The following is a 10,940-nucleotide window of genomic DNA, read 5'->3' as shown; positions in this document are numbered from 1 at the left end:
GCGCCCTCCGCGATGCCAAAGCTGCCGTAGAATTGCATTTTTACAACAAGGGAGGCCATGGATATGGCTTACGTTCCGGCAACCCGGCAGCCGATGCCTGGCCAGGCCTTCTGGAAAAATGGCTGAAAGCAACGGTGAAGTAACTTTGGGGAAATTATAACTTTTCGGAAATAGCTTTTCGAATGAATAATTCTCTAAATTTGAGCGACTATAAAACCTGTTACTATGGGAATTTTTGATAAGCTCAGGAACGAATTTATTGACATTATTGAGTGGACCGACGCGTCCACGGATACCATTGTGTGGAAGTTTCCCCGCTACCAGAATGAAATAAAAATGAACGCCAAGCTTACCGTGCGTGAGTCACAGGTGGCTGTTTTTATGAATGAAGGTAAGATTGCCGACGTATTTCAACCCGGCATGTATACGCTGACTACACAAAATATGCCCATATTAAGTACCATACAGGGCTGGAAATATGGCTTCAACAGCCCTTTTAAGGCCGATGTGTTCTTTGTGAGCATGCGTCAGTTTACCAACCAGAAATGGGGAACTAAAAACCCGGTGATGCTCCGCGACGCAGAGTTTGGGCCATTAAGAATCCGTGCTTTTGGTAGTTATGCTTTCCGCGTAAAAGATGCAGGAGGATTTCTGAAAGAAGTAGCTGCCACCAATCCGGAATTTACCGTAGAAGGCATTAACGAGCAGTTACGCAACCTCGCGGTGTCCCGCGGTATGGAAGCCATTGCAGAAGCGAAAATCCCGGTACTGGACCTGGCAGCGAACTACGAAGAAGTATCCACTGCTATCACTGGTAAAATAGGTACTGAATTCAATGAACTGGGACTGGAATTAACCAAGTTCCTCATTGAAAATATCTCCCTGCCGCCTGAAGTAGAAGCCGCACTTGATAAGCGCAGCAGCATCGGCATTGTCGGCAACCTGGGTGCATACTCTCAGTTCCAGGCAGCAAACGCCATGGAAAAAGCAGCAGAAAATCCTTCCGGCGGCGGTCTCGCTGCAGCCGGACTGGGTGCGGGTATGGGCGCAGCTATGATGGGACAGGTAGGTAACATCTTCCAAAATAATAATCAACAACAAGCAAATGCCGGCGGTGGTGCACCTCCACCATTGCCTACAGCTGCTCCTTTCTTTGTAGCAGTAGATGGTAAACAAAGTGGTCCTTTTGATTCCGACCAACTCCGTCAGCTTGCCGCTGCCGGTAGCCTCAACGCACAAACGCTGGTGTGGAAAACCGGTATGGCCGCCTGGTCTGCCGCAGCTACCGTACCAGAACTGGCACCGGTATTAGCCACCGTACCTCCACCATTACCATAAAAATCAATGATCGGATAATGACGGGGTAGATGGCGTTAGAACAAAACAATCTACCCCGCCAATTACCCGCTACCAAAATATTCCTATGTCTTTTGAGGAAAAAACAAGCGAAACAGTCAACTCGCTAAAATGCCAGAACTGTGGATCCATCCTGCATTATGCCCCAGGTACCAATAGCCTGAAATGTGAATACTGCGGCACAGTGAATCAGATTGAAGATGAAACATTGCCTGCTGCCATTCAACCGGTCAGCTATGATCAGTTTCTGGCAGAGCAGCAAAGTCATACCGAAGTTACCCAACAGGCCGTAGTGGTGAAATGTGTAAGCTGTGGTGCTTCTACTACCATGTTACCTAATGTAACTGCGGATTCCTGCCCATTCTGCGCCTCGCCGCTCGTGATTGATACCGCTCAAACCACCGCTATCCTGCAACCTCATTATGTATTGCCTTTTGCGGTGAAAGACAGCGAGGCGTTGCAATATTTCCGGACCTGGATGAGTAAACTCTGGTTTGCTCCCTCAGACATGGTAAAGAAGGTGAAAGACGGTTCCTCCCAGCAACTGAAAGGGATCTACATTCCTCATTGGAGCTACGATACAGATACCGAAACTGAATATACCGGGCAGCGTGGGGAATATTATTACACTACCGAAAGCTATACGACAGAAGAAGATGGTAAAACCGTTACCCGAACCAGACAGGTACGGCACACGGCATGGTACCCGGCTTCCGGCAGGGTGAACAACAACTTCCGCGATGTACTGGTATCCGCCAGTCCTTCTCTGCCGCTAAAAATGGCAGAGATCCTGGAGCCCTGGCACCTGGACCAGCTCAAAAAGTATGATGGCCGTTATCTGAGTGGTTTCCGCGCAGAGCTGTATCAAACCAATGCCGAGCAGGCACTGGTCACCGCCAAGAAAAGAATGGATCCCATCATCCGCGATGAGATCTGTGATGATATCGGTGGGGATGAACAAAGTATCGATAACTACGATGTAGCATACGATAACCTCGGCTTAAAGTATCTGCTGCTACCTGTTTGGATCAGTGCCTACCGTTACAATGGAAAGCTGTATCACTTTGTGGTAAATGCCTGTACGGGAGAAGTAACCGGCGATCGTCCATATAGCTGGATCAAAATTGTTGGCCTTATCCTGGGTATTATCTTAGCAATCATTGTTATTTATTCGTTGGCGCAGTCACAATAAATTTTCTTTTTGTTACACATAAATGGTTATTCCCTTTTCATAAGATGGAAAGGGAATAACCATTTTTTTTTCGCGCTCTGGGGAAAACAGTCTACATCATTTTGTGTCTGCTATTTTTGAAACTATCCTTTGAAATGCTCGTCGGTACTGTGTTTTATCGGGCTATCTTCTTCCGGGTACCGTTTTTGCAAAGCTATCCATGTAAACAGACACACCTATTACAAACCCAAAACAATAAAACGATGAAGAAGTTAGTGATCTTATCAGCAACATTTTTAGCCGTATGGATGACGCAGTCATGTGGTAACAATGCGAAGAACCCACAGTCGGAGCCACCGGTAGACAGCGCACAGAGTATTAATGAAACCGTAAAACCGGTAGATGAAAAATCATCTCAGTTCGCTGTGGACGCAGCCAACGCCGGCATGAAAGAAGTGGCGATGGGAAAGCTGGCACAGGAGAAAGCACAGAACGAAAGAGTGAAAGCTTTTGGTACCATGATGGTCAACGATCACAGCAAAGCAGGAGATGAACTGAAAGCACTGGCAGCAAAAGAAAATATCACGTTGCCCGCAGAATTATCTACCGATGATAAAAAACATATCGATGAAATGGCTAAGAAAAGTGGGAAGGATTTTGATAAACACTACATTGATATGATGACAGAAGGCCATGAAAAAGTAGTCGACGAATTTGAAAAAGCATCCGATAATGTAACAGACGATGCCCTGAAAACATGGGCCCGTAACACATTGCCTACCTTAAAGGCACACCTGGATTCCGCCAAAGCAATTAAAGACAGTTGGAAGAAATAATGCCTCAGCGAATGAGTGAATGCAGAGAATAGTAACCATAGCTTCAAGGGCCAGCACCTTGAAGCTTTTCTTTTTAATGAGGTAATCGCGGCTTCAAGACGCCATACACCCAGGTGCCTGCAATAGCGCTTAATAGCGTTACGGCTACTACGGTAAACCCAGTACCGATCTGCGCAAAGAGTGGCCCCGGACAAGCCCCTGTGATGGCCCATCCCAGCCCGAATATCAGGCCGCCGAAGATCTGTCCTTTGTTAAATGTTTTAGGCGCTACTGAGATGGGATCACCAGAAAGCGTTTTAATATTAAATCGTTTGATCAGTTGCAACGAAATAAGACCAGTAACCACCGCTGTACCAATCACACCATACATATGAAAAGACGTGAGCTGAAACATTTCCTGAATCCGGAACCAGCTGATCACCTGTGCCTTTACCAGCACTACACCAAAGAAAATACCCGCTATCAGAAATTTTATATTCTTCATCTATTGAAAGCATTTAAAAATAAAAGGGATCAATACATTCGCGCTGAAAAATCCACCGGCCATAAAGCAACACGTAGCTATCAGCGAAGGCCATTGCAGATTAGACAGACCCATAATAGAATGCCCGGAAGTACAACCACCGGCATAACGGGTACCGAAGCCAACGAGGAAGCCCCCAAATACAAAGAAAATCAGTCCCTTCCAGGTAAACAGGTTGGACCAGCTGAATATTTCGGGGGGCAACAGCGCACTGTAATCATGTACCCCATAAGCGGCTAGCCGCTCCTGCGTGGCCGCGGCTACCTGTATATCATTACCATCCTGCAGGTAATGACCCGCCAGGAAACCACCCAGCATAATACCCGCTACGAAAAAGAGATTCCAGGATTCCTTTTTCCAGTCGTATTTGAAAAATGAAATATCAGCCGGGAAACAGGCCGCGCAAATATGCCGCAATGAGGAGGAAATACCAAAGGCTTTATTGCCCAGTATCAGCAGTATCGGCACCGTAAGCCCTATTAACACTCCCGACACCGACCAATGCCAGGGCTGCTGGATAAATTTTAATAGTTGCATAGAGAGCGTTTTAATGAAATTACGAATTACGAATTACGAATTACGGATTTGTGGGGAGATATACGCGTTTACTGTCTCCCCGCAAATTCGTAATTCGTAATTCGTAATTCGTAATTCGTAATTCGTAATTCGTAATTCTTCACAATAAGTCATTATACTCCGGATGCCTTTTCATATAGGCATTCACGTAAGGACAATAAGGTTTTACCTTCAGGTGATTTTCCCGCGCATATTCCAGCACATACTTGGCCATTTGACCGGCTATACCTTTGCCTTCCAGCTCCGGAGGTACTTCTGTGTGAATATAGGCAATGCCACCGGGAAACAGGGTATAGGCAATCAGTGCCGTATGTCCGTCTACCACGGTCTCAAACTGATGTTTGGTTGTATTGTTTTGAATAGTCAATTCCATATCAGGCGCATTAGGATTTGTCGGAGAAATTAATTTTAGTATGTGTGCCATCGCAATAGGGCTTATTGGAAGATCCTCCGCAACGACAAAAAGCAGTGACTTTGTTTTTATGGGTTTCTTTGCCGCTGGCATCTCTCACAATAATATTACCATATACCAGTAATGGTCCGTTAGGTGTGGGCTCTACAATGCTTTCAGCAGAAATTTGTGGCTCTACACCGCCCTGTGCGGCTACTTCGGCATTCATGAAATAGGTGAGCGCACCAGAGGGACACTGTTTTACCTGCGCTACAATTGCTTCCGTAGTAGCAGCTGTTGCAATGATCCAGGGTTTCTGGTTAGGGTTAAATACCGCCGGAAGACCATGAAAGCATACCTCTGAATGGATGCAGACATTCGGCTTCCATACAATGGTAACAGTTCCGTTGGTGTAGTGTTTGGTAATATCTTTCATCGTTAAACAGCTTTTGTATTCACTATAATGGGATTGCTCAATATCTTGTGAACAGGGCAGGAGTGGGCTATCTGTAATAATCTGGCCAGCTGTTCCTCACTCAGGTTACCTGTAAAATGAACTTCCATATCTATCACGGTTGTGAGCGGATCGGGCTTACCGGCACTATTAAAGCGTAGCTCCACTTCTACATTATCCAGTGGCCACTTTTTTCTGTTAGCATACATTTTTACGGTCACGGCTGTGCAGGCGGCCAAACTGCTCAGTAATAATTCTCCTGGTTGCGGGCCGGTATCGCCGCCACCTGCTTCTGCGGGCTCGTCTGCCAGCCAGCGATGATCCCTGGCTTCTATTGATACCTGGTAGGGATGTCCTGATAAACTTACTTTAACTTCCTGGTCCATGTGTTTTTTTTACTGAAAATTAGTGGCGATCCATTCGGCGGCTAAACTAATATCCTGCTGTACCAGGTTATGCCCCGTATTGATATGATAGGTACTTACTTTAAATCCATTGGCACTCAACAAGCTGGCATATGCTGCAGTGGCGGCAGGATCTATCGTCACGTCTTCCGTGCCGGAACTCATAAATACCGGTTGCTGCCGCTGTGTTTCAAACGAATCTTCCAGTCCACTGAGCGGCTGCATAGGGCGAAACAATACCGCACCGGCCAGCCACTCGGGATATAAAATAAGAGCGGCACCCGCAATGTTGGCGCCATTGGAATAGCCCACAGCAATCATTTTGTTGATGTCAAAACCTTCTGTTGCCGCCAGCTCCTGAAGAAAATGTACCATTTCATGCGTCCTGAAATGTACATCTTCTTCATCAAATACGCCCATGCCTAAACGACGAAAGAAACGGGGCATACCCTGTTCCTCTACATTGCCTCTCAAACTCACGATATTGAATCCTTTTCCCAGCGATCCAGCCAGTGGTAATAAATCACGCTCATCTCCGCCGGTACCATGTAATAGTAATAGCGTATAGGCGGCCTCGTTACCAACTGGTTCATAAATATATTGCATCGGCCTGAAATCCATGCTAATCCAGTTTAATGAGTTTTTTCACAATCTCTTCCCGCTGCGCTTCATACTGAGGCGGCAACATCAGGTGAGTCCCCAGTTCTGCTGCGGGTTCATCTACCGTAAATCCCGGTACATCTGTTGCCAGCTCAAATAAAACACCACCCGGCTCTCTGAAATAAACAGAACGGAAATATTTGCGATCCAGCTGCGGTGTGGCATCTAAACCACGTGCCTCGAGTAGTTCCCGGTAATGCATTTGCATGGCATCATCTTTCATCCGGAAGGCAATATGATGTACACTTCCTCCCGCCACATGACCACGGGGCTCGCCTTTGGCTTCTACCAGGTCTATGTAGTTGGCCGTTTCACCAGCAGGACTGGCAAAGCGATAACGGTTGGTGTGATTTTTTTCTAGTTTATAGCCAAACACAGATACCAGCAAATCTGCCGTGGGCTGCACATCTTCCAGGGTGAGCGTTACATGGTGAAAGCCGCGCGTAGCGTTTTCTTCACCTACTTCACTGGTTACCCAGGGTTGTCTGTTGTCCGGTTTTTCGGGCACCGTTAATTCCACTTTCAATCCATCAGGATCTATAAAGGTCAGGTATATTTCACCGAATTTGGAAGAAGGTTTATTGTAGATGACATTCTCTTGCTCGAATCTTTTCAGCCAGAAATCAATACTGCCTTCGGGTATCGAATAACCAATTTCCGTGGCCATATGCGTACCCCTGCGTCCTGTCATAATATCCTGCCAGGGGAAAAAAGTCAGGATAGTGCCAGGCGTACCGGTTTCATCTCCATAATAAAAATGATAAGTATGCGGGTCGTCAAAATTCACGGTCTTCTTAACAAAACGTAAACCCATTACCCGGGTATAAAAATCATAATTCTTTTTAGCATTGCCGGAGATAGCGGTAATATGATGGAGTCCTGTTATTTCGTTCATAGATGTTTTTTTTAGAGCTTTTAGCTGTTAGCTTTTAGCTTTTAGCTGTTAGCTTTTAGTAAATGCAGCGGAGATTAACATAACATTGTCTCCGCTGCATTTACTAAAAGCTAACAGCTAAAAGCTAAAAGCTATTTCTTAATCAACTGCACTTCGCAGTATATCTTCACATCATCACCTACCAACACACCACCTGTTTCTGTGGCAGCATTCCAGCTAAGACCAAAATCCTTACGGTTAATTTTACCATTGATAGTAAAACCCGCTTTGGTATTGCCCCACGGATCTTTTACCACACCGCCGAATTCTACCGCGAGTTTAACGTTCTTCGTTACATCGCGGATCGTCAGATCGCCGTATAATTCATAAGAGCCATCATTGTCCACGTTTTCATACTTAGTGGCTTCGAAAGTGATATTCCGGTATTTATTTACATCAAAGAAATCCGGAGAACGAAGGTGATTGTCCCTGTCTACACTACCCGTAGAAATACTATCTACATCTATCGTTGCTTTCACCTTTGCCGTCATGAAATCTTCTTCTTCTGTTTCTGCTTCCACGGTAAAGTTGTGGAACTTACCATTGATATTGGTGATCATCAGGTGACGGATTTTGAATCCCAGCTCACTGTGGTCAGCGTCGATAGCCCATTGTTGCTTTGCCATAAGTAAATGTTGTTTTATAGTGAATCAATGAAATGTATTGTTGCCCCGAAAGCCGCTGCAGGGGTATATTTTAACATGCAACTACGCTTATTGTTCATTGTAATTGTTTCACAAATATCGGGCGCTAATGTAAGGGTTAAAATGGATCAAATACTGTAATTGATGTACTATTTACAGCAGTTACTAAAGATAAGGATTTTAAGGTAAGTACTTTATTATCAAATTATGTATCATTTTTTTCAAATACTTCAAACATTATTCATGAAATATTGTTTTGAGGTGTTAAGGTCATTTCGAGACCTTCCTGATGAAAAGAAAACCGTATGAGATATTACCTGCTTCTAATGCCGCTATTCAGCGTACTGTATGCACAGGCGCAGCAAAACGGACAACAGCTGACTTTAAAGCAATGTTATCAACTCGCAAAGCAGGGAAATACGCTGATACAGCAGGCCCAACGCTCCCAGCAGGCCAGGGAATATAACCTGCAGGCGGAAAACAGGTCCTACTACCCGAAAGTGGATCTCCTCGCCGGATATAACTACCTGGGCAAACCACTGGAAATAAATCTGCAACAGGTGAAAGACGGCGTGGTAAACGGTTCTTCTGCGCAAAGTGTAAATACTGCCAATACCGTTTATCAACAGATCACGGGACAACCCCTTCCCCAAAACGTGCAGGATGTGATCTACAACGCTACCAAAGGAATCCTCAATACAGTGTATCCGGATTACAACCCGGCACTCGCCAAACAGTCTTATTTTACAGCTGCCCTGGCACTGAGGCAGCCGATATACCTGGGCGGAAAAATTGCCGCCGCCCAACAGCTGGCACGTACACAGGTGGCAGCCGGACAATTTAATCAGCAGGTAGTGGAAAAAGGATTGTACTTCGCCATCAGCGCGCAGTACCTCCGCATCCTTTATCTGAATACCATTATGGCACATGAAGAAGTGATTGTGGAGTCGTTTAAGAAAAACCGGGACTACGCCACTTCTTTAAAAGATAACCAGATCCTGCCGCCGTATTTGCTCAACTGGGCCCGGGTGGCCTATGTACAGGCAACCAACCGTTACAGCAACCTCGGACTGGAAAAACAAAATGCCCTGCTGGAACTCAATAACCTGCTCGGCCAGCCACTGGAAACACCCATCTTCATTGATGATACGCTGCAGTATGAATTGAAACCCGTTGCCGAAACCGGTCAGATGGAACAGCTGCGCAACAACCCCACCTACCGGTTGGTAGAAAATAAAACAGACCTGGCCAATGTAGCGGTGAAAGCTTCCCGCTCCCTGGCATTACCAAATATATTTGCAATCGGCAGCTTAAATCTTTATCAGAAAGATTTGCCCGTTACCATCCCCCCATGGCTCATTGGCGTGGAAATGCAATGGAACCTCTTCGACGGATTCCAGAAATTCAAACGCACCAAAGCATCTAAAATGCTGGTAGAAGAAGCGCAGCTGGCCGCCGCTCATACCAAAACCACACTGGAACTACGACTGCGTATTTCCATGAACCAAATGAAGGCGCTGCAAAATGATGTGGCTTCGCTCGACAGCGCCCGGCAACAGGCGCATATCACCACAGTACTGGTAACAGACAGGATGCAGAACCAGCTATCTTCTGTAAAAGATGTAAATGATGCACTCCTGCAGGAAGAAGAAATGCAGAAGATCTATTATACCGCTGTAATGGGCTATTACCTCGCCCTGGCAGAATACTGGAATGTAGTGGGTACACCGGAACAATTTGCTACTTACGTTGACAGATAAACAGATATAATTCATGAGAGCTGTAATAAAAAATTATTGGGCCCTGCTGATCCCCGTTGCCATACTCATTATTGCACTGGTCTTCTTTGTAAAGAAGCCCGCTGCAGCAGATAAGTCTGCAATAGGGATGGTAGACGCGGATTATGTAGATGTAGCAGCAGAATTTCCCGGTCGCCTGGATAGCCTGTTGGTAAAACAAGGAGACACCATCCGGAAGGGGCAGCTGCTGGGCGTACTCAGATCTACCGAAATAAACGCCATCCGAAATCAGGCAGAAGCAGCCATAGATGCCGCCAAAGGGCAACTCACCCTGCTGCAGAAAGGCGCCCGGCCCGAAGCCATCAAAGCCGCCGACAACTTATATAATATCACCCAGCAACAATATGAGCTGATGCAGAAAACCTATCAGCGCATGCAGAACCTCTTTAATGATGATGTGATTTCCGGACAGGAAAAAGACCTGGTTTATTTTAAACTACAGGCCGCCAAAAAAGAAATGGAAACGGCCAAACTGAATATGGATATGCTGCAACAAGGCAGCCGCCCCGAACTCATTACTACTGCCGCCGCCATTGTGCGTCAGGCAGAACAGGGCTATGAACTCACCAAAGCATTATCCGACAATACCTATATCCATGCGCCTTCCGATGGCATCATTACTTCTATGGTAATAGAAGAAGGAGAAATTGTATCTATCGGTTATCCGCTCATGACTATACAGAAACCCGCTACCTATCATATTACTTATAACATCCGCCAGGATGATATGAAAGACTTTCCGCTGGGCAGCAAATTCAAAGTACGCGTGCCCGGCTGTGATCCGGAAAGCTTCGAGGCGGAAGTGTTCAAGGTGTCACCATCACTCACCTTCGCTAACTGGGTACCGGTAAAAGAGCAGGGCAAATTTGAACTGCGCACTTTCACGGTAGATCTGAAACCTATCCATCAAACCGACATCAGGGGACTGCGCCCGGGAATGACGGCCTCCATGATCCTGCCATGATGTTGCGTTCTATTATTCATATCACCATCAGGGAATGGAAGCGCATACTTCGCCTTCCGGAGCATTACCTCGTATTGCTGGTATTGCCGGCGCTGGTATGCTTTTTATATGGCTATATCTACAGCAACCAGTTTGCCCGCGATATGCCCGTAGCCATCTGGGATGAATCGAATTCGCCGCTGTCCCGCAAGTTCACTTTCATGCTGGAGCAAACGGAAAGTATTCATA

General features: G+C 46.1%; 14 protein-coding genes. 6 read left to right on the top strand and 8 right to left on the bottom strand.

The genetic code is table 11. From position 1 onward, the window contains the following. The first annotated feature begins 225 nt into the window (after positions 1–225). The 3 genes from VIP81_RS04875 (at position 226) to VIP81_RS04865 (ending at position 3,363) form a co-directional block, all read left to right on the top strand. The gene (locus VIP81_RS04875; RefSeq protein WP_331957355.1) at positions 226–1,338 is read left to right on the top strand and encodes an SPFH domain-containing protein; all 1,113 of its coding nucleotides are present in this window, start codon (positions 226–228) and stop codon (positions 1,336–1,338) included. 85 nt (positions 1,339–1,423) lie between these two features. Next, positions 1,424–2,548 carry a zinc finger domain-containing protein gene (locus tag VIP81_RS04870; protein WP_331957354.1) on the top strand — a complete coding sequence of 375 codons (1,125 nt, stop codon included), beginning with the start codon at positions 1,424–1,426 and terminating at the stop codon, positions 2,546–2,548. A 242-nt stretch (positions 2,549–2,790) separates the two neighbouring features. After that, positions 2,791–3,363, top strand: a complete 573-nt coding sequence (locus VIP81_RS04865; protein WP_331957353.1) for a DUF4142 domain-containing protein — start codon at positions 2,791–2,793, stop codon at positions 3,361–3,363. A 73-nt stretch (positions 3,364–3,436) separates the two neighbouring features. Here VIP81_RS04865 and VIP81_RS04860 read toward each other — a convergent pair whose 3' ends face one another. The 8 genes from VIP81_RS04860 to VIP81_RS04825 all read right to left on the bottom strand — a co-directional run bounded on the left by VIP81_RS04860 (position 3,437) and on the right by VIP81_RS04825 (position 7,931). Next, entirely contained in the window at positions 3,437–3,847 is a 411-nt protein-coding gene (locus VIP81_RS04860; RefSeq protein WP_331957352.1) for a DUF6691 family protein, read from the bottom strand. Continuing rightward, positions 3,848–4,423: a YeeE/YedE family protein gene (locus tag VIP81_RS04855; RefSeq protein WP_331957351.1), complete on the bottom strand. Its 576-nt coding sequence runs from the start codon at positions 4,421–4,423 to the stop codon at positions 3,848–3,850. A gap of 139 nt (positions 4,424–4,562) precedes the next feature. After that, positions 4,563–4,835: a GNAT family N-acetyltransferase gene (locus tag VIP81_RS04850; protein ID WP_133809634.1), complete on the bottom strand. Its 273-nt coding sequence runs from the start codon at positions 4,833–4,835 to the stop codon at positions 4,563–4,565. A 10-nt stretch (positions 4,836–4,845) separates the two neighbouring features. Beyond that, the gene (locus VIP81_RS04845; protein WP_331957350.1) at positions 4,846–5,289 is read right to left on the bottom strand and encodes a (4Fe-4S)-binding protein; all 444 of its coding nucleotides are present in this window, start codon (positions 5,287–5,289) and stop codon (positions 4,846–4,848) included. A gap of 2 nt (positions 5,290–5,291) precedes the next feature. Beyond that, a complete protein-coding gene (locus tag VIP81_RS04840) occupies positions 5,292–5,693 on the bottom strand; it encodes an OsmC family protein (protein ID WP_331957349.1) in 402 nt (133 codons plus the stop codon). A 9-nt stretch (positions 5,694–5,702) separates the two neighbouring features. Further along, a complete protein-coding gene (locus VIP81_RS04835; RefSeq protein WP_331957348.1) occupies positions 5,703–6,332 on the bottom strand; it encodes an alpha/beta hydrolase in 630 nt (209 codons plus the stop codon). A 1-nt stretch (position 6,333) separates the two neighbouring features. Then, positions 6,334–7,266, bottom strand: a complete 933-nt coding sequence (locus VIP81_RS04830; protein WP_331957347.1) for a ring-cleaving dioxygenase — start codon at positions 7,264–7,266, stop codon at positions 6,334–6,336. Positions 7,267–7,397: 131 nt separating this feature from the next. Further along, a complete protein-coding gene (locus VIP81_RS04825) occupies positions 7,398–7,931 on the bottom strand; it encodes a YceI family protein (RefSeq protein ID WP_331957346.1) in 534 nt (177 codons plus the stop codon). Between the two features lie 323 nt (positions 7,932–8,254). Here VIP81_RS04825 and VIP81_RS04820 point away from each other — a divergent pair, with 323 nt between their 5' ends. The 3 genes from VIP81_RS04820 to VIP81_RS04810 all read left to right on the top strand — a co-directional run. Continuing rightward, positions 8,255–9,709, top strand: a complete 1,455-nt coding sequence (locus VIP81_RS04820; RefSeq protein WP_331957345.1) for a TolC family protein — start codon at positions 8,255–8,257, stop codon at positions 9,707–9,709. 13 nt (positions 9,710–9,722) lie between these two features. Continuing rightward, a complete protein-coding gene (locus VIP81_RS04815) occupies positions 9,723–10,712 on the top strand; it encodes an HlyD family secretion protein (protein ID WP_331957344.1) in 990 nt (329 codons plus the stop codon). Then, the coding region (locus VIP81_RS04810; RefSeq protein WP_331957343.1) for a hypothetical protein at positions 10,709–10,940 on the top strand (232 nt) is incomplete at its 3' end. The genes VIP81_RS04815 and VIP81_RS04810, both read left to right, overlap by 4 nt.

The organism is Chitinophaga sp. (assembly GCF_036566945.1).
Taxonomy (GTDB): domain Bacteria; phylum Bacteroidota; class Bacteroidia; order Chitinophagales; family Chitinophagaceae; genus Chitinophaga.
Note: the sequence above shows the minus strand (reverse complement) of the source record. Positions and strands in the feature narration are given on the sequence as shown.

What these genes read in the sequence shown, in the direction of transcription:
- VIP81_RS04850 (WP_133809634.1), bottom strand. Translation starts at nt 4,835, where the DNA reads ATGGAATTGACTATTCAAAACAATACAACCAAACATCAGTTTGAGACC.
- VIP81_RS04820 (WP_331957345.1), top strand. Translation starts at nt 8,255, where the DNA reads ATGAGATATTACCTGCTTCTAATGCCGCTATTCAGCGTACTGTATGCA.
- VIP81_RS04860 (WP_331957352.1), bottom strand. Translation starts at nt 3,847, where the DNA reads ATGAAGAATATAAAATTTCTGATAGCGGGTATTTTCTTTGGTGTAGTG.
- VIP81_RS04830 (WP_331957347.1), bottom strand. Translation starts at nt 7,266, where the DNA reads ATGAACGAAATAACAGGACTCCATCATATTACCGCTATCTCCGGCAAT.
- VIP81_RS04875 (WP_331957355.1), top strand. Translation starts at nt 226, where the DNA reads ATGGGAATTTTTGATAAGCTCAGGAACGAATTTATTGACATTATTGAG.
- VIP81_RS04835 (WP_331957348.1), bottom strand. Translation starts at nt 6,332, where the DNA reads ATGGATTTCAGGCCGATGCAATATATTTATGAACCAGTTGGTAACGAG.
- VIP81_RS04845 (WP_331957350.1), bottom strand. Translation starts at nt 5,289, where the DNA reads ATGAAAGATATTACCAAACACTACACCAACGGAACTGTTACCATTGTA.
- VIP81_RS04855 (WP_331957351.1), bottom strand. Translation starts at nt 4,423, where the DNA reads ATGCAACTATTAAAATTTATCCAGCAGCCCTGGCATTGGTCGGTGTCG.
- VIP81_RS04815 (WP_331957344.1), top strand. Translation starts at nt 9,723, where the DNA reads ATGAGAGCTGTAATAAAAAATTATTGGGCCCTGCTGATCCCCGTTGCC.
- VIP81_RS04840 (WP_331957349.1), bottom strand. Translation starts at nt 5,693, where the DNA reads ATGGACCAGGAAGTTAAAGTAAGTTTATCAGGACATCCCTACCAGGTA.
- VIP81_RS04870 (WP_331957354.1), top strand. Translation starts at nt 1,424, where the DNA reads ATGTCTTTTGAGGAAAAAACAAGCGAAACAGTCAACTCGCTAAAATGC.
- VIP81_RS04825 (WP_331957346.1), bottom strand. Translation starts at nt 7,931, where the DNA reads ATGGCAAAGCAACAATGGGCTATCGACGCTGACCACAGTGAGCTGGGA.
- VIP81_RS04865 (WP_331957353.1), top strand. Translation starts at nt 2,791, where the DNA reads ATGAAGAAGTTAGTGATCTTATCAGCAACATTTTTAGCCGTATGGATG.